Source organism: Cellulomonas hominis, assembly GCF_901521055.1.
Classification (GTDB): domain Bacteria; phylum Actinomycetota; class Actinomycetes; order Actinomycetales; family Cellulomonadaceae; genus Cellulomonas; species Cellulomonas endometrii.
The window spans coordinates 16,786-41,004 of sequence record NZ_CABEGA010000040.1 but is presented as its reverse complement, the minus strand read 5'-3'; the positions used below and the strand labels follow the sequence as shown (position 1 = coordinate 41,004).

Below are 24,219 nucleotides of genomic sequence, written 5' to 3'. Positions count from 1 at the left end.
CCGGGTGCGTGGCGCGCGCGGGTCTGCTGGGGCGGGTCGGTCGGCAGGGGGTCAGCGGCGAGTCGGTCGGTGGGTCAGCGGCGGGCGAGGTGGGCGACCACGGGCCGGTGGTCGCTGCCGCCGACCGCCTGCAGCACGGCGAACCCCGTGACCCGCCACGCGCGGCCGTCGACGAGCACGTGGTCGATCGGCGCTCCGAGCACCGTCGGCACCTGCGCGGGCCAGGTGCCCAGGCCCGCGGCCCCCGCCTGCTCTGCGGCGTCCACGCACGGACCGAGCTCGCGCAGGCCGGGGTGGTCCAGCGTGGCGTTGAGGTCGCCGGCGACCACGACCCCCGGGGTGGCCCGGCAGACGGCGGCGATCGCAGCGGTGTGCGCGCGCCACTCGGGCATCGACGCCCGCGCCGAGGGAGCGCGCAGGTGCGTCGCCACCAGCGTCGGCGGCGGGGAGCCCGCGGTCGAGTCCTCGATGTCTACCGGGTCCGCGGTGACCCCGGTGTCTCGCGGCAGGGAGACCCCACTCCTCGGAACCGTGTCCCCCGTGTACGCGGCGGTCGCGCCGTCGGGAAGGGGGGTGCCGCCGGCAGGGGACACGGTGTACGCGGTGGTCGCGTCGTCGGGAAGGGGGGTGCCGCCGGCAGGGGACACGGTGTACGTGGTGGACACGCCCGTACCCGTGCCTGCGGTGCTGGCGATCCCTCTGGTGCCTGCGGTGCTGGCCGTGGCGGGGACGGCGGCGAACGTGCCCAGGTCCGTGGCCGGGAGGCCCTCGGTGACCTGGTCGAACGGCCCGAGGTCGGCACGGACCAGCAGCGCGGTGCCCTCGACGCGGGTGCCGGCGGCGTCGGAGGCGAGCGCCGTTGTGGGACGGCCGTCCCGCGTCAGGGCCCGGGCGGCGGCGCGCGCGGTGTCGCCGCTCGTCTCCGGCAGGACGGCCACGTCGGCGTCCTGGGCGGCGACCAGCTCGGCGATCTCGGCAGCGGTCACCGCGTCGAAGGTGTTGAACGACAGGACGACGAGGCCGGCCTCCGCCCGCTCGCCCGGGCCGGAGCCGTCGACCCCCCGCGCGGCCAGGACCGTCACGTGGCCGGCGGCGCCCAGCCCGAGCACCGCGGCGCACGTGAGCACGACCGTCGCACCCCGGCGACGCCGTGCCCGTGTCGGGCCGTCGGTCCGGCGGCCGGCCCGCAGCAGCACCCCGCCGACGGCCGCGAGCACGACCGCCCCGACCGCCAGCGCCACCGCCTGCACGCCCCGCAGGGCCACGAGCTGTGCGACCGGCTCGACCCCCGCGAGCCCGACCACGTCGGGTCGGACCAGGACCAGCAGCACCCCGGCTCCCAGGGCGAGCAGCACCGCGGCGAGCACCCGCACGCCGGCCACCCCGGCTGCCCGACGCCGGCCGGTCAGCTGAGGAACGAGTGGTCGGCGTCCGGGAACTGCCCGCCGCGGACCTCGGCCGCGTAGGACCGCGCGGCCTCGCCGAGCAGCGCGCCGACGGCCGCGAACTGCTTCGCGAACCGCGGGGACCAGTCGCTCATCCCCGCCATGTCGGTCCACACGAGCACCTGGCCGTCGCAGTCCGCGCCGGCGCCGATGCCGATGGTCGGGATGTGCAGGATCTCGGTGACCCGGGCGGCGACGGGCGCCGGCACCATCTCGAGGACGACCGCGACCGCGCCCGCCTCCTGCACGGCGACGGCGTCGGCCGCCAGGCGCTCGGCGGCCTCGTCGCCGCGGCCCTGGACGCGGTGCCCGCCGAGGGCGTTCTCCGACTGGGGCGTGAACCCGAGGTGGGCGACGACGGGGATGCCCGCGTCGGTCAGGGCCCGGATCTGCGGGGCGACGCGGACGCCGCCCTCGAACTTCACGGCGTGGGCGCCGGCCTCCTTGAGGTACCGCACCGCGGTGGCCAGCGCCTGCCCGGGGCCCGACTCGTACGAGCCGAACGGCAGGTCCGCGACGACGAGCGCCCGCCGGGTGGCCCGGACCACGGCGCGGGTCGGCGGGATCATCTCGTCCACCGTCACCGGGATGGGCGAGGTGTGGCCGAGCATGGTGTTGCCGATGGAGTCGCCGACGAGCAGCAGGTCGATGCCGGCCTCGTCGAAGATGCGGGCCGTCACGAAGTCGTACGCGGTCAGCATCGTCAGCTTCTCGCCGCGCTGCTTGGCCTCGGCGAGGTGGTGCACGCGGACCCGCCGGACGGGGGCGGGGGTCTGCTCGGACATCAGTGCTGCTCCACGGGGTCGGTGGTCGTGCCGGTCGCGCGCTCGGTGGCCTCCGCCGAGGCGGTGGTGTCGACCGGCTCGCGCCAGCGCGTGGTGATCGGCAGCCTACGGTCCCGCCCGAACGCCAGGGCCGTGACCTTCGGGCCGAGGGGGTACTGCCGGCGCTTCCACTCGGCACGGTCCACGAGCGAGAGCACCTTGTCGACGATCTCCGGGTCGAACCCGCGGGCCAACAGCTCGGCGCGGCCCTCCGCGTGCTCGACGTAGGCGTCGAGCACCTGGTCCAGCAGGTCGTACGGCGGCAGCGAGTCCTGGTCGACCTGACCGGGCCGGAGCTCGGCCGACGGCGGCTTGGTGATCGAGTTCTCCGGGATCGGGGGGACCTCGCCGGCGTCCACCGCGTGGTTGTTCCGCCAGCGCGCGAGCGCCCACACGCGGGACTTGTCGACGTCCTTGAGCGGTGCGTACCCGCCGACCGCGTCGCCGTAGATCGTCGAGTACCCGACGGCCAGCTCGGTCTTGTTGCCGGTCGCCAGGACCAGGTGGCCCTCGGCGTTGGACAGGGCCATGAGGATGACGCCGCGGACCCGCGCCTGCAGGTTCTCCGCGGCCACGCCCTCGAGCGCCATCTCGCCCTCGAACGCGTCGACCATCGGCTTGATGGCCTGCACCCGGTAGTCGGCGCCCACGCGCCGGGCGAGGTCCGCCGCGTCGTCCTTGCTGTGGTCGGAGGACCAGCGCGACGGCATCGAGACGCCCACGACCTTGTCCCCGCCGATGGCGTCCGCCGCGACGGCCGCGACGAGCGCGGAGTCGATGCCGCCGGACATGCCGAGCACGACGGACCGGAAGCCGTTCTTGCGGACGTACCCCGCCAGGCCGGTGACCAGCGCCCGGTAGATCTCCTCGTCCCGGTCCAGCGGCGGGCTGAGCCGCCCGCGCTCCAGGGCGGCGCCGCGCACGGGGACGTCCCACACCAGCAGGTGCTCGACGAACTGCGGCGCGGACGCCAGCACGGTCCCGTCCGGCCCGATGACGAACGAGCCGCCGTCGAACACCAGGTCGTCCTGGCCGCCGACCATGTTGACGTAGGCGACGGGGGCGGCGACCTCGGCGGACCGGCGGGCGGCCAGCTCCGTGCGGATGTGCCCCTTGCCCTCCTCGAAGGGGGAGCCGTTGATGACGAGCAGCAGGTCGAGGTCGTCGTCGGACAGCTCCGCGACCGGGCCGTCCTGCCAGATGTCCTCGCAGATGAGGATGCCGACGCGGCGTCCGGCGACGTCGACGACCGTGGGCTCCCCGCCGGGCGCGAAGATGCGGAACTCGTCGAACACGCCGTAGTTCGGCAGGTGGTGCTTGTCGTACCGCTGCTGCACGAGCCCGCCGCGGAGCACGACGGCCTGGTTGGTCGGCCGGGCGGGCGCACCGTCGTGCTCGCGGGTGGTCCGCTCGCCGACGGTGCCGACCACGACGGTCAGCCCCCCGAGGCCCGCCTCGTCCAGCGCCGCGGCCAGGTCGGCCAGCCCGCGCTCGGCGCCCCGGCGGAACGACGCCCGCAGCGCGAGGTCCTCGATCGGGTAGCCGGTGACGGTCATCTCGGGGAACGCCACGAGGTCGGCGCCGGCGTCGGCGGCCCGGCGGGCCCAGTCGAGGACCGCCGCCGTGTTGCCGGCGATGTCGCCGACGCAGGTGTCGATCTGGGCGAGGGCGACGCGCAGCGGGCCGGCCTGGTCGGCGGGCGCGGCAGGGGAGTCGTGCTGGTCGGACATGCCCGCGAGCCTATTCGTGCCGGAAGAGCCCGGCGAGCGGCGCGTGCCGTGCCACCGCGCGCCCGGCGATCAGGCAGGATGTACCGCATGGACAGGCAGCAGGAGTTCGTCCTCCGCACGGTGGAGGAGCGCGACATCCGTTTCATCCGGCTCTGGTTCACCGACGTGCTCGGGACCCTCAAGTCGGTGGCCGTCGCGCCTGCCGAGCTGGAGTCCGCGTTCGCGGAGGGGATCGGGTTCGACGGGTCGTCGATCGAGGGCCTCACCCGGGTGTACGAGGCGGACATGATCGCCAAGCCCGACCCGACGACGTTCCAGGTGCTGCCGTGGCGCGGGGAGCGGCACGGCACGGCCCGGATGTTCTGCGACATCCTCACGCCCGAGGGCGAGCCGTCGCTGGCGGACTCGCGCAACGTGCTCAAGCGCGCGCTGGCCCGCGCGAGCGACGCGGGGTTCACCTTCTACACGCACCCCGAGGTCGAGTTCTACCTGTTCGAGGCCCCGGCCGACCCGTCGCAGCCGCTGGTGCCCGTCGACCAGGGCGGCTACTTCGACCACGTGCCGCGCGGCACGGCGCACGACTTCCGGCGCGCGGCCATCACGATGCTGGAGTCGATGGGCATCTCGGTGGAGTTCTCGCACCACGAGGCCGGCCCGGGCCAGAACGAGATCGACCTGCGGTACGCCGACGCGCTGACCACGGCCGACAACATCATGACCTTCCGCACGGTGGTGAAGGAGGTCGCGCTCGAGCAGGGCGTGTTCGCCTCGTTCATGCCGAAGCCGCTGGCCGACCAGCCCGGCTCGGGCATGCATACCCACCTGTCGCTGTTCGAGGGCGACCGCAACGCGTTCCACGAGCCGGGCGGCCACCTGGACCTGTCGAAGACGGCGCGCTCGTTCATCGCGGGCCTGCTGCGGCACGCCGCCGAGATCACCGCGGTGACGAACCAGTTCACCAACTCCTACAAGCGGCTGTGGGGCGGCTCCGAGGCGCCGAGCTACATCTGCTGGGGCCACAACAACCGGTCCGCCCTCGTGCGGGTGCCGATGTACAAGCCCGGGAAGTCGAACTCGTCGCGCATCGAGTACCGGGGCGTCGACTCGGCCACCAACCCGTACCTGGCGTTCGCGGTGCTGCTGGCCGCGGGCCTCAAGGGCGTCGAGGAGGGCTACGAGCTGCCCGAGGGCGCCGACGACGACGTGTGGGAGCTGACCGACGCCGAGCGCCGCGCGCTGGGCATCGAGCCGCTGCCGGCCACGCTGGAGAACGCCATCGCCGTGATGGAGCGCTCGGAGCTCGTCGCGGAGACCCTCGGCGAGCACGTCTTCGACTTCGTGCTGAAGAACAAGCGCAAGGAGTGGGAGGAGTACCGGGCGCAGGTGACGCCGTACGAGCTGCGCCGGTTCCTCCCGATGCTCTGAGGCGCCGCGCCATGAGCACGTCGGTCGGTCGGGGCGGGACGCTCGCGGGTCGGCTGACCCGCGCCGGGTTCGCGGACGTCGCGCGCGCGGAGCGGATGCTGGCCGACGGGGCGCTCGTCGCGCTGGTCGGGGACCGGGACGGCGCGGGCACGGAGGCGCTGCTGCCGGCGCTCGCCGATTCCGCCGATCCCGACCAGGCGCTGCTGTCGCTGGCGAAGATCGCCGGCTCGGTGGACCGGGACCCGGCGCGCGCGCGGCGGCTGGCGGCGACGCTCGCCGAGGACGGGCCCGCGCGGCACCGGCTGCTCGCGGTGCTGGGCGCCTCCGTGGCGCTCGGCGACGACCTGTGCGCGCACCCCGAGCACCTCGACACCGTCCTGGACGACGCCCCGGGCACGGGGGTGCCGGTCGAGGCCGTGCGCGCCGAGCTGCTGACCGCGGTCGGCGCCGACCCCACGTCCCCCGCACCGGTCGCGACGGTGACCGGCACGGACGGGATCGACGCGATGCGCCGCGCGTACCGCCGTCGGCTGCTGCGGATCGCGGCGACCGACCTGACGTCCGGCGAGCCGCTGACCCGCCTGCCGGGGGTCGCGGCCGCGCTCGCCGACCTGGCGTCGGCGGCCCTGGAGTCGGGCCTCGCCCTGGCCCGCGCCGACCTGGACGACCACGGGGCGTCGGTGCGCCTGGCGGTCATCGGCATGGGCAAGACCGGCGGGCGGGAGCTCAACTACGTCAGCGACGTCGACGTCGTCTACGTCGCCGAACCGGCCGAGGGGGTCGACGAGGCCGAGGCGCTCGCCGCGGGCACCCGGCTGGCGACGGCGCTCGCCCGCGCGTGCGGCGGGCCGTCCGGGGAGCCCGCGCTCTGGCCGGTGGACGCCGCGCTGCGCCCGGAGGGCAAGGACGGCCCGCTCGTCCGGACGCTCGACTCCCACCGGTCGTACTACGAGCGGTGGGCCAAGACCTGGGAGTTCCAGGCGCTGCTCAAGGCCCGCCCGCTCGCCGGCGACCGCGAGCTCGGCCGCGCGTACGTCGAGCTGACGAACCCGATGGTGTGGCAGGCGGTGCGCCGCGACAACTTCGTCGAGGACTCGCAGGCGATGCGCCGCCGGGTCGAGAAGAACGTCCCGCCGGCCGAGGCCGACCGGCAGATCAAGCTCGGCGTCGGGGGGCTGCGGGACGTGGAGTTCACCGTCCAGCTGCTGCAGCTCGTGCACGGCCGGTCGGACCCGGAGATCCGCAGCGGCAACACGCTCACGGCCCTCGCGGCCCTGTCGGCGGGCGGGTACGTCGGGCGGGAGCACGCCGCGCAGCTCGCCGTCTGCTACCGGTTCCTGCGGGCGCTGGAGCACCGCATCCAGCTGTACCGGCTGCGGCGCACGCACCTCATGCCGACCGCGGAGGCGGACCTGCGGCGGCTCGCCCGGTCGGTCGGGATGCGGTCCGAGGGCGCCGAGGGGCTGCTGGAGCGCTGGCGGCAGGTGCGGCGCGACGTGCGGCACCTGCACGAGGAGCTGTTCTACCGGCCGCTGCTGCCGGCCACCGCGCAGCTCTCGGCCGCCGAGGTGAGCCTCGCGCCGGAGGAGGCACGCAACCGGCTGGCCGCCATCGGCTACCGCGACCCCGCGGGCGCCGTGCGGCACATCGCCGCGCTGACCGAGGGCGTGTCCCGGCGGGCGGCGATCCAGCGGCAGCTCCTGCCGGTCATGCTCGGCTGGTTCGCCGACGGGCCGGACCCGGACGGCGGGCTGCTCGCGTTCCGGCGGCTGTCCGAGACGCTGGGCGGCACGCACTGGTACCTCAAGATGCTGCGGGACTCCGGCACGGCGGCGGAGCGGCTCGCCCGCGCGCTGTCGACCTCGCGGTACGTGGCCGACCAGCTCGCCCGGTCACCGGAGTCCGTCGTCTGGCTGGACGACGACGCGGAGCTCGAGCCGCGCAGCCAGCAGCGGCTCGCCGCCGAGGCGGACGCGATCCTCACCCGGGCGACCGAGCCGGTCCCGGCGGTCACCGCGCTGCGGGCGATGCGCCGCCGGGAGCTGGCCCGCACCGCCGTCGCCGACGTGCTGGGCGTGGTCACCGGCACCCGGGCGTCGCGCAGCCTGACGGCGACGGCCGACGTGCTGCTCGCGGGCGCGCTGCGGGTCGCGGTGTGGGAGGAGCGGGTCGCGCGGCGGCTGGACGCGGACCCGACGGCGGTGCTCGTCGTCGCGATGGGCCGCCTGGGCGGGCGGGAGATGGGCTACACCTCCGACGCCGACGTGCTGTTCGTGCACGACCCGCTGCCCGGCGTCCCGCACGTGCTCGCGCAGGACTTCGCCACCGGGGTCGCCACCCGGCTCCGGTCGCTGCTCGGCTCGGTGGGGCCCGAGCCGGCGCTCGAGGTCGACGCCGACCTGCGGCCCGAGGGGCGCAGCGGCCCGCTGGTGCGGTCGTTCGACGCGTACGCCGAGTACTACGCCCGCTGGTCGCTCGTGTGGGAGAGCCAGGCGCTGCTGCGGGCCCGGCCGGTGGCGGGCGACGAGGCGCTCGGGGAGCGGTTCGTGGAGCTGGTCGACCCGCTGCGGTACCCCGCGGGCGGCCTGGACGCCGCCGGCGTGCGGGAGGTCCGGCGGATCAAGGCGCGCGTGGAGTCCGAGCGGCTGCCGCGCGGCGTCGACCCGACCCGCCACCTCAAGCTCGGGCGCGGGGGGATCGCCGACGTCGAGTGGACGGCCCAGCTGCTGCAGCTGCAGCACGCGCACGCCGTCCCCGCGCTGCGCACCACCTCGACGCTCGACGCCCTGGCCGCGGCACGGGAGGCGGGGCTGCTCGCCGGGGACGACGCGGACGTCCTGGTCGAGGCGTGGGACCTGGCGTCGCGGCTGCGTGATGCGCTGGTGCTCTGGACCGGCCGGACCGGGGGAGCCGACGTGCTCCCGCACGACCGCCGGCTCGTCGCAGGGCTGGCCGCGGTCGTGGGTTACCCGTCCGGCTCCGGTCAGGACCTGGAGGACGCCTGGCTGCGCGCGTCCCGCCGCGCCCGCGCGGTCGTCGAGGACGTCTTCTACCGCTGACGCCCGGGCCGGCCCGCGCGCGGCGGTCCGGCCCGGGCGACGGTGGGTGAGGGCGAGGGAGTCAGTCCGGGGGCTCGACCGGGTCCGGGTCCTGGGTGAGGGCGCCGGGCTCGAGGTTCTCCTGGAGGTCCTGCGCCACGTCGTCGCCGCGGTCCACGCCGCCCAGGCGCAGCTCGGGCTCCGCGTCGGGGACGTCCGGGTCGTCGCCGGGGGAGTCGGGGATCCAGTCGCTGGTCGAGTCGGTCATGCGGCCTCCCATCGGGTTCCGGCGCCCGGGTGCGGCGCCGCTCCCGTCGACGCTAGGCGGGCTCGGCGGGCGGCGCGACCGGGGGACGCAGCTCGCCCTGCCCGTGATCCGCCGGGTGGCCGGAGTCCCCGTTCTTGCGGCGCCCGGTCTCCTCCTCCTGCAGCAGCGTGGAGTCGACCAGCTCGTGCCGCCGCAGGTACGTCGACATGACGGCCTGGATCGTCGCGGCGACCGGCAGCGACAGGAACGCCCCCAACGCGCCGAACACCGCACCGAACGCGAGCACGGACAGGAACGCCACGGCGGGGTTCAGCGCGAGCGACCGCTGCGAGACCTTCGGCGTGAGGAACAGGTTCTCGACCTGCTGGTACGCGATGATGAACGCGAGGACGGCCAGCGCGCGCAGCGGGGACACCGACAGCGCGACCAGCACGGGCAGCGCGCCGCCGATGTAGGTGCCGACGGTCGGGATGAACTGGGAGACCAGCCCGGTGAACGTGGCGAGCGGCAGGGCGTACGGGATGCCGAGCAGCTGCAGGAACAGCCACGTGGTCGCGGTGGAGATCGCGGCGAGCACGATGCGGGAGGTGATGAACCCCGCGACCTTGTCCTGCGAGACCTCCCACAGCCGCAGCACCTCGCGCTGCCGGTGCGGGGCGAGGTAGCGGCACACGGCGGCGCGGAACTTCGGGCCCGCGCTGGCCATGTAGTAGACCACCAGGAGGACGGCGGTGGCGGTGAACAGCCCGCCCGCGATGGACGTGCCGACGCCGACGATGCCGGGGGCGATGTCCCCGACGTAGTCCCCGGCGTTGCTCAGCAGCTCGTCGGTGCGGGGCAGCTCGATGTCGAACCGGTCGCCGAGGAACGCCCGCAGGTCGGCGTAGTACCCGGGGATCGACTGCACGAGCTCCACGAGCTGGTTGACGAACAGCCCGCCCAGCAGGGCGAGGATGCCGATGCCGATGACGAGCGAGCCGAGCATGGTGAGGCCGGTGGCGAGGGTGCGGCGCATCCCGCGGCGGCCGAGCCACAGGATCATCGGCTCCATCGCGAGGGCGACGAACCACGAGATCACGATGATCGTCAGCACGTTGCCGAGCATCGACGCGGCGCGCCAGACCAGGACGCCGGCGAACACGGCGACCACCCCCATGACCAGCGCACGGGGCAGCCAGCGCGGCGGGATGCGGGAGTCGCGGGCGCCGGGTGCCCAGCGGCCGCCGGGTGCGGGTGCGGGCGCCGGCACGGCGGGCTCGTCGGGGGCGACGGGGACGGGCATCGTGCGGCTCCGGAGCGGGTCGGCGGTCGTGCGAGGTCGCTGGTGAGGTTACCGGCGCCGGCGCGCTCTGGGTCGCTCACCGCGCCGCTCACCGCGCCGCCCACCGCACGGCTCTCGCGCCGACCCCGCTCCCGCGGCGGGCGGGGGACCTGCGTCCCGGCGGGCGCCTCCGCGGCGGGGGTTACGCTGTGTGAGCGTTAACATACAACGATGAAGAAGCGTCCCGGGCGTGCCCGGGTCTCGACGAGGAGAGAACAGTGACGGACAGCGTCGACGTCAACCCGATCGTGCTGCAGCGGGCCGACCCGTGCGTGCTGCGCCACGACGGGCAGTACTACTTCACGGGCTCGCACCCCCTGTACGACCGGGTGGTCCTGCGGCGTGCGGAGCGGCTCGAGGACCTGCAGGCGGCGCCCGAGGTGACCATCTGGGAGCGGCACGCCGAGGGCCCCATGTCGCACCTGATCTGGGCCCCGGAGATCCACCGCGTCGACGGGAAGTGGTACGTCTACTTCGCCGCCGCGCCGAACGACCACGGCACCGTCGACGTGCCCGGGACGGCCGAGACGTTCAACCACCGCGTCTTCGTGCTGGAGAACGACGCCGACGACCCGTTCGAGGGGGAGTGGGTCGAGCGCGGGCAGGTCGACACCGGCTGGGAGTCGTTCGCGCTGGACGCCACCAGCGTCGTCGTCGACGGCGAGCAGTACCTCGTGTGGGCGCAGCAGGCGTTCGATGTCCGCGGGCACTCGAACCTGTACATCGCCCGCATGGCGAACCCCTGGACCCTCGCGACCCCGGCGGTGCTGCTGTCCCGCCCGGAGTTCGACTGGGAGGTCAAGGGTTTCTGGGTCAACGAGGGCCCCTCGGTGCTGGTGCGCGACGGGCGGGTGTACCTGACCTACTCGGGCGCGGCGACCGGCATCGACTACGCGATGGGCGTGCTCACCGCCGACCTCGGCAGCGACCTGCTCGACCCGGCGTCGTGGACCAAGAGCCCCGACCCCGTGTTCGTGTCCGACCCGTCCGCGGGCCAGTACGGGCCGGGCCACAACTCGTTCACCGAGCTGCCCGACGGCACCCCGGTGCTCGTCTACCACGCGCGGACCTACACCGAGATCACCGGCGACCCGCTGTGGGACCCCAACCGGCACGCCCGTGCGCAGGTCCTGCCGTTCGACGCCGACGGCCGCCCCGTCTGGGGCACCCCCGTGCCCGACACCCGCCCCACCCCGACCTCGACCGAGGTCCTCAGCCCGTCCGGAGACGCACGATGAGCAGCACGACCGCACCCGTCCAGCAGCGCCGCGCGCTGGAGCAGCTCAAGCGGGGGGTGTTCTGGAACTACGGCGGCCTGTACTTCTTCTACTTCGCCATCTGGCAGCTCGCGTTCACGTTCCTGCCGCTGTGGCTGAAGAACGAGGCGGGCATGGGTACCACCGCCATCGGCCTCGTCAGCACCGTCTCCGCGATCACGGCGCTGGTGCTGCAGCCCGTCTACGGCTACCTGCAGGACCGCCTCGGGTTCAAGAAGTACCTGTTCTTCTTCGTGGTGCTCTGCGCGGCGTTCATGGGGCCGTTCTTCACCTTCGTGTTCCTGCCGCTGAGCGGCGTCAACGAGTTCCTCGCCGCCGTGGTGGGCGGCATCTTCCTCAGCCTGTGCCTGAACTCCGGCGTGGGCGTCGTGGAGGCCTTCAACGAGCGCGCCAGCCGCGCCAACCGGTTCGAGTACGGCCACGCCCGCCTGTTCGGCTCGCTGGCCGGCGGCACCGCCGCGCTCGTGGGCGGGTTCCTGTGGGCCGCGAACCCGAGCAGCATCTGGTGGGCCGGCTCGGTCTCCGCCATCGTGCTCGGCACGCTGCTGTTCGTCGCGCGGGTGCCCCACGAGGGCGAGCGCGCCGGCGCGGAGGCCGACGGCGGCGCGGACGCGCAGGGCGGCACCAAGGTGTCACGGGCCACCGTCGTGGCGCTGCTGCGGGACCGGAACTTCCTCGGCTTCGTCGTCCTGATGTTCGGGACCGCCGCCCTCTACGACGTGTTCGACCAGCAGTTCCCGAACTACTTCGCGACCTTCGTGACGAGCGGCGACGCCGAGGTGCTGTTCTCCCGCGTGGTCGCGGTGCAGATCTTCGCCGAGGCCGCGTTCATGGTGGCGGCGCCGTTCATCGTCAACAAGATCGGCGCCCGCAAGGGCCTCATGGTCTTCGCGGCGGTCCTGCTGGTGCGCGTCCTGGGTTCCGCGTTCTTCACGCACGAGTGGCTGCTCATCGCCTGGCGCCTGCTCGCCGCGATCGAGATGCCGTTCCTGCTGGTGTCGGTCATGAAGTACATCACCCGGATGTTCGACGTCCGGATCTCCGCGACCGCGTACATGCTCGGCTTCAACTTCGCCAAGCAGATCGGCGTCGCGATCTTCGCCTCGGTGTTCGGGTTCGCGTACGAGGGCATCGGCTTCTCCAGCGCCTACGTCGTGATGGCCGTGGTGATCGTCGTCGTCACGGTGGTCGCCCGGATGCTCATGGCCGACGACCGGACCCGGCTCGCGCCCGGGGAGCCGGCGGCGGGTCCGGGCGAGACGGGCCCGGACGAGGCCCGTCGGCCCGAGCCCGCCGGGGTGTGACGCAACCGGGCACCCGGCGCGGCCGAACGCGCCGGGTGCCCGGTCCGCGCTCGCCTATGCTTCGCTGACAGGTCGCGTCGGAATGGGAGGGGACCGTTGCCGGACGACCCCTCGGAGGGCCCCGCGATGTCGCTGACCCCGGACGACCAGCGTGCTGCGGCGGTGCAGCGCCTGCTGTCGTCGGTCGGCAACCCGGCCCTCGAGCGGCTCGCGCAGCTCGCGTCCCGGCTGCTGGCCGCCCCCGCCTCGCAGGTGTCGCTGCTCAGCGACGTCCAGACCGTCGGCGCGGCCGCCGGGTCGGTGACCGGGTCCACCGGCACCCGGAGCCCCCTGTCCGACTCGGTGTGCACCGTGACCGCCGAGCTCGGCTCGCCGCTGGTGGTGGCGGACGCCACCGCCGACGACCGGCTGCGCGACCTCGGCGCCGTCAGCGACGGGCGGGTCCGCGCGTACCTGGGCGTGCCGCTGGTCGGCAAGGACGGGCACGTCGTCGGGGCGCTGTGCGTGTTCGACGAGCAGGTCCGCGCGTGGTCGACGGACGACGTCCTCGTCCTGACCGACCTCGCCGCGTCGGCGGTCGCCGAGCTCGAGCTGTCCGCGCTGTCGGTGGAGTACGAGGCCGACCGCGTGCGGTGGCAGCTCGCGATCACCGCCGGCGGCGTCGGCAGCTTCGACTGGGACCTGCAGACCGGGCTGCTGGAGTGGGACGACCAGCTGCACGCCCTGTTCGGGGTGGCGCCGGGGGAGTTCGCGCGCAGCATCGAGGCGTTCGACGCGCTGGTGCACCCCGACGACCGCGGCCGCGTCCACGAGGCCCTCGAGGACGCGATCGCCGCGTGCTCCGAGTACACCGCCGAGTACCGCGTGGTGCACCCCGACGGGGCGACCCGCTGGGTGAAGGCCCGGGGCATGGCGCTGCCCGGCCCGGACGGCACGGCGGTGCGCGTCCTGGGCGCGGCCTACGACACGACGGCCGAGCGCGAGGCGGACGCCCGGATCTCCCGCGTGCTCGAGACGATGACCACGGCGTTCTTCCTGCTCGACGACGCGTGGCGGTTCACCTACGTCAATGCGGAGGCCGAGCGCGTCCTGGGCAGCACGCGCGCCGAGATGCTCGGCGGGGTCATCTGGGAGCTGTTCCCGCTGTCGTTGGGCTCCCTGTTCGAGGAGCACTACCGCGGCGCCGCGGAGTCCGGGGAGCCGCGCGCGTTCGAGGCGTACTACCCGCCGCCGCTCGACGGCTGGTACGAGGTGCGGGCCTTCCCCGGCGCCGACGGCCTGTCCGTGTACTTCCACGACATCTCCGCGCGACGGCGGGCCGAGGAGCAGCGCGAGGCGGCCCGCGAGGCGGCGGAGGTGGCTTCCGAGCGCCTGGCGCTGCTCGCCACCGTCAGCGAGGACCTGAGCGCGACGCTCGACACCGAGTACGCGGTCGGGCGGCTGGCCCGGCACCTCGTGCGCGGGTTCGGGTCGTGGAGCGTGGTGACGCTGTGGGACGACCAGCGGCACCTGCGGGACATCGCGGGGTGGCACGCCGAGCCGCGGCTGCGTCCGACGGTCGCGCGCTACGCGCAGCTGCGGCTCGGGGCGCTCGCGCCGACGTCGTTCCTGCACCGCGCGCTGCGCACCGGCGAGCTCGTCGTCATCCCCGACGCGACCGAGAAGATCTCCGCCGTGCTGACGGGCGAGGCCCGCGATCTGCTGCGCGGCCTCGCGCCGCGGACCGGGTACGCGGTGCCGATGCGCGCCCGCGGGCGCACCGTCGGGGCGATCACCCTGTTCCTGGACGACGGGCACGCCGACCTCGGGCCGGAGGACCTGGCGCTGCTGATGCAGGTCGCCGACCGGGCGGGCGTCGCGCTCGACAACGCGCGGCTGTACGAGAGCCAGCGGCGCATGGCCGAGACCCTGCAACGGGCGCTGCTGTCCGCGCCGGCCGAGCCCGACGACCTCGACGTGGTGGTCCGGTACGTCCCGGCCGCCGAGGCCGCGCAGGTCGGCGGCGACTGGTACGACGCCTTCCTGCAGCCCGACGGCTCGACGCTGCTGGTCATCGGCGACGTCATGGGCCACGACCGGCACGCGGCCGCCGCGATGAGCCAGGTGCGCACGCTGCTGCGCGGGATCGCCGTCACGACCTCCGGGACGCCCGCGGAGGTGCTGGCGGGCCTCGACACGACGCTGGAGACGCTGCGCGTCGACGCCATGGCGACCGCGCTGGTCATGCGCCTGGAGCAGTCGGACGAGCAGCGGGCCGCCGGCGTGACCACGCTCCGCTGGACGAACGCCGGTCACCTGCCGCCGCTGCTGGTCGAGCCGGACGGGACGGTGCGCGAGCTGCGCGGCGGGACGCCGGAGCTGGTGCTGGGCGTCACGTCGGGCAGCCCGCGGTCGGACGCCGAGGTGGTGGTGCCGCGCGGCTCGACGGTGCTGCTGTACACGGACGGCCTGGTCGAGCGTCGCGGGGAGCACCTGCAGGAGAGCATCGACCGGCTCGCCGGGATGGTGGCGGAGGCGGTGCCCGCCGCGCAGGCCCGTGCGACGGCGCCCGCGACGCTCGACGCCCGGCACCTGGCCGACGCCGTCCTCGCCCGGGCGACCGCCGGCGAGGCGCCGGAGGACGACATCGCGCTGCTGGCGGTGCACCTGAGCGCGCAGACGGGCTGACGCGCGCCCGGCGCGGATGACGCGCGCCGGAAACACATCGGTCGTACGATCCCGACAATTGCCGCAAATCGGTCGGGCTCCTGGCCGAGACGCCGCGCCTGTGCAGTGCCGCGCACCAGGAGGACCGTCATGCCGCAGCCGCGCGCCCGCGCGCCCCGTGTCTCCGTCGGCGTGCCCGTGTATAACGGCGCGCTCTACCTGGTGGAGGCCCTGACCGCCCTGCGCGACCAGGACCTCGAGGACATCGAGGTGATCATCTCCGACAACGCGTCCACCGACGCGACGCCGAAGATCGCGCAGTCGTTCGCCGACGCCGACCCGCGGTTCCGCTACTACCGCTCGGACGTCAACCGCGGCGTGCCGCGCAACTTCAACCGCACCCTGCAGCTCGCGCGCGCCCCGCTGTTCATGTGGAACGCGGCCGACGACGTCGTCGGCCCCGGCCACCTCACCGCCTGCGCGGCCGCCCTCGACGCCCACCCGCAGGCCGACATCGCCTTCCCGCGCGTCACGCTGATCGACGCGGCCGGCGAGGTCGTCGGCCACATGGACGACGAGGACCTCACGTTCGAGGGTCTGGCGCCGGCCGAGCGGGTGGACCTGCTGCTGCGCCGGTCGGTGTACCAGGCGATCGCGTGGGGCGGGGTCCAGCGCACCGTGCCGCTGCGGGCCATGGGCGGGCACCCCCGGTACTTCGGCGGGGACATCGCGCTCGGCATCCGGTCGGCCCTGCGCAGCGAGTGGGTCGTCGTCCCGGAGCGGCACTTCTTCTGCCGGCGGCACGACAACCAGAACAGCAAGGCCGTCGGCGCGGACCCGATCGTGCAGGTGCGCAGCTACGACCCCGCGTTCCGGCGGCGGGTCGCGTTCCCGCAGTGGTACCTCGCGTACCGGATGCTCGCGGAGACGGCCGTCGCGGCGGTGCCCCCTGCCGAGCGGGCGCGCGCCGCCGCGGCCGTGCTGCGCCGGTGGACCGTGCCGGAGTGGCGGCTGCTCGCCTACGACCTGAAGCGCAACGTCATCCACCTGCGCCACGGGACGTACCAGGGGGCGTACTCGTCGTCCTCGGGCTACTGGGTCTGAGGGGAGCGAGCGGCCCGAGGGCCGCGAGCGACCCGTCAGCCGGGGATGCTCCGGGGGTCGTGCCCGTAGCTGTTCTTCTCGGCGATCGTCCCGTCGAGGTTGTGCACGTGGTGCTCGACCCCGCGGGAGATCGCCTCCTCACGCCCGGCCGCCACCGCCGCGTCCTTGTGGTCGTCGGTCCCGCCGACCTGCTGCCCGCCGACCTCGTTGCGCCACGCGCCGTCGCGGTGCACCGTGTGCACGCCGTTCCCGTCGCTCACCTGCATCTCCTCTCTCTCGAGTGGTCAGCAGTCTCGCGGGGGCGGAGCGGGTCGGCACGTCGAACGCCGGCGCGTGCGCGGGTCAGACGGGATCGGCGGCGTGCCGGCGCGGGGTGCCGTCCGAGGCGGCCCGGTCGTCGTGCGGGCCGTCCTGCGCGGTGTCGGCCGCGTGGGCGCCGCGGGGCGGGGTGGCCGGCGTGCCGTCCGTGCCGTCCGCCGCTGCGCGGGCCAGGCGCCTCCGCTCGCCGCGGCGCTCCGTCAGCGTGTAGAGCACCGGCACCAGCACCAGCGTCAGCACCGTGGAGGACAGCAGCCCGCCGATCACGACGATGGCCAGCGGCCGCGAGATGAACACCCCGCCGCCCGTCAGGCCGAACGCCATCGGTGCCAGCGCGAAGATCGTCGCCAGCGCGGTCATGACGATCGGCCGGAGCCGCTTGCGGGCGCCTTCCACGACGGCCTCGTCGAGCGGCCGGCCCTGGCGCCGGTACTGGTTCACCAGGTCGATCAGCACGATCGCGTTGGTGACGACGATGCCGATCAGCATGAGGACGCCGATCAGCGCGGGGACGCCGAGGGCGGTGGACGTCACCAGCAGGCCGAGCAGCGCGCCCGTCGCCGCGAACGGCACGGACACCAGCAGGACGACCGGCTGCCGCAGCGACCGGAACGTCGCCACCATGACCACGTAGACGATGGCGATGGCGATGAGCAGCGCGAGCCCGAGGTCCGCGAACGCGTCCTGCTGGTCGGACGACACGCCGCCGATCGTGACCGACGCGCCCGAGGGGACGTCCACGCCGTCGACCGCGGCCTGCAGGTCGGCCGTGAGCGTGCCGAGGTCCTGCCCGGCCGGGGTGGCCGAGACGGTCGCGGCGCGCTGCCCGTCGATGCGGGTCACCGACGTGGGCACGTCGACGACGTCGACCGACGCGACCGACGTGAGCGGCACGAGGCCCGTGGCGGTCGGCAGCACGACGGCGCTCAGCTCGTCGACGGTGGTCGGCGCGGCGCCGGTGCGGACCACCACGTCGACCGGGCCGTCGCCGAGGTCGAGCTGCCCGACGGGCTGCGGGCTGAGCAGCTGCGCCAGGGTCCCGGCGACCTGCGTCTCGGAGAGCCCCGCCGCGGCGACGGCCTCGCGGTCCACCGCGACCCGCACGGTGGGCTGGGCCGCGGCCAGGTTGTTCGTGACGTCGGTGGTGCCCTCGGTGTCCCGGACAGCCTGCTCGACCTCGGTGGTGAGGGCCGCGAGCGTCTCGCTGTCGGACGCCTGCACGATCACGTCGACCGTGGAGCTGCCGTACGCCGCGTCGCCGCCGGACACGGCGAGGGTGCTGTCACCGGTGGCGGCGACGTCGTCCCGGACCGCGTCCTGGACGGCGGCCGCGTCGGCGTCGGCGTCGAGCGTGAGGGCGAAGGTCGCGGTCGGGGTGCCCCCGCCGCCGAAGAACGCGGCCATGCCGTCGCCCGAGCCGACCGTCGTCTGCACGGTGGTCACGCCGGAGACGTCGGCGAGCTGCTGCTCGACCTCGCGTGCACCCGCGTCCTGGGCGTCGAGCGACGTGCCCGCGGGGAACGTCTGGGTGACCGTGACGGTGTCCTGCCCCGTCGAGTCGAGGAAGTTGGTCTCGAGCCGCGGGGTGAGCGCCAGGGTGCCGCCGAGCACGCCGACGGCGAGCAGGATCGTCCAGACCGGGTGCGCCAGCGCCGTCCGCAGGGTGGCCAGGTAGCCGCGCTGCATGCGCCCACCACGCTCGGCCTCCTCCGCCTGCTCGCGGGACGCGCCGCCCTCGGCGGTCGTCCTCGGCGCACGGATGAACCACGTCGCGAGCACGGGGACGATCGTCAGGGCCACCACCAGCGACGCGGTCATCGCGATGGCCACGGTGAACGCGAACGGCCGGAACAGCTCGCCGACCATGCCGCCCACGAGCCCGATCGGCAGGAACACCGCGACGGTCGTGACCGTGGAGGCCGTGATGGCCCCGGCGACCTCCCGGACGGCGGTGAGGACCGCCTGGGACTTCCGCTCGCCGTACGACAGGTGCCGCTTGATGTTCTCGATGACGACGATCGAGTCGTCGACGACCCGGCCGATCGCGACGGTCATCGCGCCGAGCGTGAGGATGTTGAGCGAGTACCCGCTGACCTGCAGCCCGATGAACGTCACCAGCAGCGACAGCGGGATCGACACGGCCGACACCAGCGTCGCCGAGACGGACGCCAGGAACACCAGGATCACGACGACCGCGAACAGCAGCCCGAGCCCGCCCTCGGTCGCGAGCCCCTCGATGGACTCCTCGATGAACGGCGCCTGGTCGAAGACCACGGCGACCTGCCCGCCGCCGAGCGTGCCGGACAGGTCGTCCAGCGCCTCGGTGACGCCGTGCGAGACGTCGACGGTGTTGCCGTCCGGGGTCTTGGTGATCGCGATGCCGAGGGCCGGCTCGCCGTCCAGCCGCGAGAACGACGTCGGGTCCTGCGGCGCCTGCGTGACCTCCGCGACGTCGCCGAGCATGACCGTGCCGCCCGAGGCGGTGACGAGCGGCAGCGCGCGCAGGTCGTCCACGGAGGTGAGCGGGGCGCCGACCTGCACGGACAGCGTCGTGTCGCCGTCCTCGACGGTGCCGGCGGGCAGCGCCACCCCGTAGTCCTGCAGCAGCCCGGTCACTTCGGCGGGGGAGACGCCGGCGGCCGTGGCGGCGGCGAGGTCCAGGTCGACCGTCACCAGGTCGTCCTGCGTGCCGGTGAGCGTGACGTCGCGGACGCCCTCGATCTCCTGCAGGCGCGGGAGCACCTCGTCGTTCAGGGTGGCGACGAACGCGGGGTCGACCGCGGCGCCGTCCGACGCGTCGCCGGTGACCGCGAGCTGCACCACGGGGAGGTCGTCCAGCGACCCGGTGATCACGGTCGGCTCCACGTCGGCGGGCAGCGTCGACGCCGCCCGGTCGAGCGCCCGCTGGACCGCCTGCGCGGCCTCGTCGGTGTCCGTGCCGTACTCGAGCATGATCGTGGTGCTCGACAGCCCGGACGACGCGGTGGACTCGACGGACTCGACGCCCGACACCCCCGACAGCGCGTCCTCGACCGGCTGCGTCACCTGCTGCTCCACCAGGTCCGGCGACGACCCCGGGGACGCGGCGACCACCGCGACCGTCGGGATCTGGAGCGACGGGATGAGCTCCTGCTTCAGCGAGCCGAGGCTCAGCACCCCGAACACGGCGATCGCCGCGGTCACGAGGGCGATCACGGCACGGTTCGCGAGCGAGAGCCGGGTCAGACGGAACATGCGGAGCTCCACGGTGGTGCGGGCACAGGTCGACCGCGCACCCGGCCGTCGTGGCCGGTGACGCGGTCGACTGCTGAACGGCCCGTGCGGCCGCGGAGTTCCAGGTGGCGCTCAGCCGACGCCGTGCTCCTGCAGCCACAGCTCCAGCACGCCGACCTGCCACAACGGGTTCACGCCCGTGCGGGTGCGGAACCCGTCGGGGTCGGCGAGCAGCCGGTCGACCGCCTCCGCGCGCAGCAGGCCGCGGTCGCGCGCGACGCGGGACGTCAGGGCGTCCCGGACCAGGTCGAGCACCGGCCCGTCGAGGTGCGTCACGGCCGGCACGGGGAAGTAGCCCTTGGGCCGGTCGATGACGTCCGCCGGCACCAGCCGCCGCGCCACCGCGCGGAGCACGCCCTTGCCGCCGCCCCCCGCCTTGAGCTCGGGCGGGCAGGCGGCGGCGAGCTCCACCAGCTCGTGGTCGAGGAACGGCTCCCGCGCCTCCAGCCCCCACGCCATGGACATGCTGTCGACCCGCATGAGGGGGTCGTCCACGAGCATGACCTCGGTGTCCAGCCGCAGCGCCGCGTCCAGGGCCGTCGGGGCGCCCGGGCGGGCCATGTGGGCCGCGACGACCGCGCGGGACGGGTCGGCCTCGGGCAGCCAGCCGGGCTCGAGCAGGGCCTTGAGGTCGGAGGCGTCGCGGTCCAGGTAGTGCTCGACGTACGTCTCGGCGGCGTCCGCCCGGTCGACGTCGAGCAGCGGCGCGTGCCAGCGGTAGCCGCCGAACACCTCGTCCGCGCCCTGGCCGGACTGCACCACGCGCACGTGCGAGGCGACGGCGCGGGACAGCAGGTCGAACGCGACCGCGTCGTGGCTGACCATGGGCTCGGACATCGCGGCGACGGTGTGGGGCAGCGCGTCGACGACGTCCTGCGCGGTCGCCCGGATGCGGTGGTGGTCGGTGCCGAACCGGTCGGCGATCACGTCGGAGTACGCGAACTCGTCGCCCGCGGTGCCCCCGACGTCCTCGAAGCCGACGGAGAAGGTCTGCAGCCCCGTCTGGCCCTGCGCGGACAGCAGCGCCACGACCAGGGAGGAGTCGAGCCCGCCGGACAGCAGCACGCCGACGCCGACGTCGGCGACCATCCGGCGGCGCACCGCGCGGGACAGCGCCTCCTGCACGGCGTCGGTCCAGTCGTCGGGCGTCCACGCCGCGTGCTCCGGCCGGCGCTCGTAGGCGGGCGACCAGTACACGCGGTCGCGGCTGCGGCCGTCGGGCTCCACGACGCGGACGGTGGCCGGCGGCAGCTTCTCGACGCCCGCGAGGATCGTCGTCGGGGGTCCGACGGCGCGCCAGCTGAGGAAGTGGTGCAGGCCCACGGGGTCCAGCGCGGTGTCCACGCCGCCGGCCCGGACCAGCGCGGGCAGCGTCGAGGCGAACCGCAGCCGCCCGGGCGTGCGCGACAGGTAGAGGGGCTTCACCCCGAGCCGGTCGCGGGCGAGCACCACGCGGCCGGACGCGCGCTCCACGACGACGACCGCGAACATGCCGAGCAGGTGCTCCGCGAACTCCTCGCCCCAGCGGTGGTACGCCGCGAGCACGACCTCGGTGTCGGACGTCGACCGGAACCGGTAGCCCGCGCCGGTCAGCTCGTCGCGCAGCTCGCGGTAGTTGTAGATCATCCCGTTGTAGACCGCGGCGAGGCCCAGGGCGTCGTCGACGAACGGCTGCGCGCCCGAGTCGCTCCGGTCGACGATCGCCAGCCGCCGGTGCCCGAGCGCCACCCGACCGTCGGCCCACGCGCCCGTGCCGTCCGGTCCGCGGGGCGCCAGGGCCTCGCGCATCCGGTCCACGGCCGCGTGGTCGGCGCGTGCTCCGTCGAAGGTGATCTCGCCGCAGATCCCGCACATGCGGACGAGCCTGACACGACGTCGACCGCCCCGCAGGTTCAGCCGGGGGGCTCCAGGGCGGCGTCCCGGAGCTCCGCGAGGAGGGCCGCATCGACCGCGCCGGGGAGCGTGAGGTGGCCGAGGTTGCGCCGCACGGCCCACACCGCCAGGCGCAGCTCCAGGTCGGGCCCGGTCACCGGCCGGGGGACGCCGCGGGCGTCGCGGACGGCCTGCACCAGCACCGGGTCCGGCGCCGCCTCCCCGTCGAGCAGGCGCAGCACCTGGGCGACCTCCGCGGCCGTCTCGCCGGTCAGCGGCAGCGCGCTCGCCGGGTCGGGCTCCGCGACGAGGAGGTCGTGCCGGCGGACCAGCCGCGCCAGCTCCTGGACGGGGTCGGGGTGGTCGTCGACGCGCAGGTCGACCCGCGCGGGCGTGCGCAGGTGCACCGTGCCGGGGCCGGACGCCACCACCAGGGCGGCGCTCTGCCGGCCCCGCCGGTCCCCGCCGGCGGCGTCCCCGGCGGCCAGCGCGGCGAGCAGCCGGTGGGCGAGGTCGCCCGTGGCGCCCTCGAAGGCGTCGAGCACAGCCGGAAGCACCTGCGGCCCGGCCAGGAGGTTGCCCACCGCGGCGCAGTCGTCCCGTACGACCTGCCCCGCCCAGGGGACGCAGTCCGGCCCGGTCCAGGCGGCCGGCGGGCCGTCGAGGGACACCACGGCCAGCTGGCGGCGGTCGCGGTCGAGGTCGTCGCCGACGAGGGCCTCGACGACGCGCCGGGGCGCCTCGCCCGCTCTCAGGGCGCGCAGCCCGCGCTCGCGGTACATCACGTTGGTGCTCGCCTGGGTCGCGAGCGCGCCCACACCGGCGGCCACGCCGGGCACGGTCGAGCCGACGGCCAGGTACCGGGAGGCCGAGGCGACGCCCACGGTGCGGCCGTCGCGGTCCCGGGCCACGAGCGAGTAGGTCACGCGCATCTCCCGTCGCGAGGGTCCCGCGGCGGTGCCGCCGCAGGTCAGCAGCTCCGAGCGTGCCACGCCCCGGCGCAGGGCGCGACGACCCCGGGTGCGGGCCCTGCTGCTGCGCGCGCGACCGTGCCATGATCGTGTGACGCTGTCCGCCGACGGTGCAGTGTCGGCGCCGCTGGAGGAGGCCGCGCCGACGCGGTCCCCGCTCGCGAGGAGCACCCATGGACCTGCTGCCCGTCACGTCGCCCACCGTCCGACTGGCCGACCCGTGCCTCGACGGCGTCCCGGGCGTGCTGCCCGTGCCGACGACCCCGGACGCCGGCGCGGCGTCGTCGTCGGCCGCCACGGCCCCGCCGCCCGCGCTGCGCACCGTCGGCGTGGAGGAGGAGCTCCTGCTCGTCGACCCCCGGACCGGACGCGCCGCCCCGGTCGCCGGCGCGGTGCTCGCCGCGGCGGGGGAGTCGGACGGCGGCATCCCGGTGCTCACCTCCGAGCTGCAGCAGGAGCAGGTGGAGACGGCCACCCCGCCGCGCACGGCGATGGCCGACATCGAGGAGGACCTGATCGACCTGCGGGCCCGCGCCGCCTCCGCCGCGGCGCAGGCCGGCGCGCTCGTGGCCGCCCTGGCCACCTCGCCGCTGCCGGTGCACCCGTCGCTGACGCCCACGGAGCGGTACGTCGCGATCCAGGACCGGTTCGGCGTCACCTGCGCGCAGCAGCTGACCTGCGGCTGCCACGTGCACGTCGCGGTGGAGTCGCCCGACGAGGGCGTGGCCGTGCTCGACCGCATCCGGCCGTGGCTGCCCGTGCTGTCGGCGCTCGCGGTCAACTCGCCGTTCTTCGACGGGCAGGACACCGGGTACGCCGGGTACCGGACGCAGGCGTGGGGCCGCTGGCCCACCACCGGGCCGGCCGACCTGTACGGGTCCGTCGACGGCTACCGCGCGCGGCTGCGGAGGTTCCTCGACACCGGGGTGCTCCTCGACGAGGGCATGTTCTACGGCGACGCGCGGCTCTCGCACCGGTACCCGACCATCGAGGTGCGGGTCGCCGACGTCTGCCTCGACCCGGCCGACACGGTGCTCGTCGCCGCGCTCACCCGGGCGCTGGTCGACACCGCCGCGCGCGAGTGGCGCGCCGGGATCCCGGCCGCCGACGTCGACACCTCCGTGCTGCGGCTCGCGGCGTGGCGGGCCAGCCGCTCCGGCGTGGAGGGCGAGCTCCTGCACCCCCGCGACGGCCGCCCGGTACCCGCGGCGGTGGCCGTCGAGACGCTGCTCGAGCACGTGGCGACCGCGCTGGCGTGGTCCGGCGACGAGGCGCCCGTCGAGCGCCGGCTCGAGCGCGTCCTCGCGCGCGGCACCGGCGCGACGTGGCAGCGCGCCGAGGCCGCCCGCACGGGGGACCTCGCCGAGATGGTGCGCCGCGCCGCGGAGTGACCGCCGCCGTGC

At 75.0% G+C, this 24,219-nt stretch carries 16 protein-coding genes; 7 read left to right on the top strand and 9 right to left on the bottom strand.

The window, feature by feature from the left end; translation table 11 throughout:
• Window positions 1-74: 74 nt before the first annotated feature.
• From KJP73_RS11405 to KJP73_RS11395, 3 genes are read right to left on the bottom strand one after another with little or no spacing between them, the layout of a single operon-like run.
• Window positions 75-1,373: an endonuclease/exonuclease/phosphatase family protein gene (locus tag KJP73_RS11405; protein WP_213282984.1), complete on the bottom strand. Its 1,299-nt coding sequence runs from the start codon at window positions 1,371-1,373 to the stop codon at window positions 75-77.
• A gap of 32 nt (window positions 1,374-1,405) precedes the next feature.
• Window positions 1,406-2,230, bottom strand: a complete 825-nt coding sequence (gene panB / locus KJP73_RS11400) for a 3-methyl-2-oxobutanoate hydroxymethyltransferase (protein ID WP_213282983.1) — start codon at window positions 2,228-2,230, stop codon at window positions 1,406-1,408.
• Window positions 2,230-3,999, bottom strand: coding sequence for an NAD+ synthase (locus KJP73_RS11395; RefSeq protein ID WP_213282982.1), 1,770 nt, complete (start codon window positions 3,997-3,999; stop codon window positions 2,230-2,232). Before KJP73_RS11395 ends, panB begins: the two co-directional genes overlap by 1 nt.
• A gap of 87 nt (window positions 4,000-4,086) precedes the next feature.
• Here KJP73_RS11395 and glnA point away from each other — a divergent pair, with 87 nt between their 5' ends.
• Both glnA and KJP73_RS11385 read left to right on the top strand, forming a co-directional pair.
• A complete protein-coding gene (gene glnA / locus KJP73_RS11390; protein ID WP_213282981.1) occupies window positions 4,087-5,424 on the top strand; it encodes a type I glutamate--ammonia ligase in 1,338 nt (445 codons plus the stop codon).
• 11 nt (window positions 5,425-5,435) lie between these two features.
• A complete protein-coding gene (locus tag KJP73_RS11385; RefSeq protein WP_213282980.1) occupies window positions 5,436-8,483 on the top strand; it encodes a bifunctional [glutamine synthetase] adenylyltransferase/[glutamine synthetase]-adenylyl-L-tyrosine phosphorylase in 3,048 nt (1,015 codons plus the stop codon).
• Window positions 8,484-8,544: 61 nt separating this feature from the next.
• On the opposite strand, the gene KJP73_RS11380 is transcribed toward KJP73_RS11385, so the two are convergent.
• Together KJP73_RS11380 and KJP73_RS11375 are read right to left on the bottom strand one after the other, a co-directional pair.
• Window positions 8,545-8,730 (bottom strand): hypothetical protein, encoded by a 186-nt coding sequence (locus KJP73_RS11380; protein WP_213282979.1) that lies wholly within the window; start codon window positions 8,728-8,730, stop codon window positions 8,545-8,547.
• A gap of 52 nt (window positions 8,731-8,782) precedes the next feature.
• The gene (locus tag KJP73_RS11375; RefSeq protein WP_213282978.1) at window positions 8,783-10,012 is read right to left on the bottom strand and encodes an AI-2E family transporter; all 1,230 of its coding nucleotides are present in this window, start codon (window positions 10,010-10,012) and stop codon (window positions 8,783-8,785) included.
• 257 nt (window positions 10,013-10,269) lie between these two features.
• Here KJP73_RS11375 and KJP73_RS11370 point away from each other — a divergent pair, with 257 nt between their 5' ends.
• The 4 genes from KJP73_RS11370 to KJP73_RS11355 all read left to right on the top strand — a co-directional run bounded on the left by KJP73_RS11370 (window position 10,270) and on the right by KJP73_RS11355 (window position 16,382).
• On the top strand, window positions 10,270-11,289 hold the full coding sequence (locus KJP73_RS11370) for a glycoside hydrolase family 43 protein (protein ID WP_213282977.1): 1,020 nt from the start codon (window positions 10,270-10,272) through the stop codon (window positions 11,287-11,289).
• On the top strand, window positions 11,286-12,632 hold the full coding sequence (locus tag KJP73_RS11365) for an oligosaccharide MFS transporter (RefSeq protein WP_213282976.1): 1,347 nt from the start codon (window positions 11,286-11,288) through the stop codon (window positions 12,630-12,632). The genes KJP73_RS11370 and KJP73_RS11365 overlap by 4 nt, the downstream gene beginning before the upstream one ends.
• Window positions 12,633-12,758: 126 nt before the next feature.
• Window positions 12,759-15,299 (top strand): SpoIIE family protein phosphatase, encoded by a 2,541-nt coding sequence (locus tag KJP73_RS11360; RefSeq protein WP_213282975.1) that lies wholly within the window; start codon window positions 12,759-12,761, stop codon window positions 15,297-15,299.
• Between the two features lie 129 nt (window positions 15,300-15,428).
• A complete protein-coding gene (locus KJP73_RS11355; protein WP_213282974.1) occupies window positions 15,429-16,382 on the top strand; it encodes a glycosyltransferase family 2 protein in 954 nt (317 codons plus the stop codon).
• Window positions 16,383-16,417: 35 nt separating this feature from the next.
• Here the strand turns inward: KJP73_RS11355 and KJP73_RS11350 are convergent, their stop codons facing one another.
• The 4 genes from KJP73_RS11350 to KJP73_RS11335 all read right to left on the bottom strand — a co-directional run bounded on the left by KJP73_RS11350 (window position 16,418) and on the right by KJP73_RS11335 (window position 22,771).
• Window positions 16,418-16,642, bottom strand: coding sequence for a DUF2188 domain-containing protein (locus tag KJP73_RS11350; protein WP_249669321.1), 225 nt, complete (start codon window positions 16,640-16,642; stop codon window positions 16,418-16,420).
• Window positions 16,643-16,724: 82 nt separating this feature from the next.
• Complete coding sequence (locus tag KJP73_RS11345; protein WP_213282972.1) at window positions 16,725-19,934, bottom strand: efflux RND transporter permease subunit; 3,210 nt, start codon at window positions 19,932-19,934, stop codon at window positions 16,725-16,727.
• 111 nt (window positions 19,935-20,045) lie between these two features.
• Complete coding sequence (locus KJP73_RS11340) at window positions 20,046-21,827, bottom strand: N-acetylglutaminylglutamine amidotransferase (protein ID WP_213282971.1); 1,782 nt, start codon at window positions 21,825-21,827, stop codon at window positions 20,046-20,048.
• 38 nt (window positions 21,828-21,865) lie between these two features.
• Window positions 21,866-22,771 (bottom strand): DUF1028 domain-containing protein, encoded by a 906-nt coding sequence (locus tag KJP73_RS11335; RefSeq protein WP_213282970.1) that lies wholly within the window; start codon window positions 22,769-22,771, stop codon window positions 21,866-21,868.
• Between the two features lie 218 nt (window positions 22,772-22,989).
• Here KJP73_RS11335 and KJP73_RS11330 point away from each other — a divergent pair, with 218 nt between their 5' ends.
• On the top strand, window positions 22,990-24,207 hold the full coding sequence (locus KJP73_RS11330; RefSeq protein ID WP_213282969.1) for a glutamate--cysteine ligase: 1,218 nt from the start codon (window positions 22,990-22,992) through the stop codon (window positions 24,205-24,207).
• Window positions 24,208-24,219: the final 12 nt, after the last annotated feature.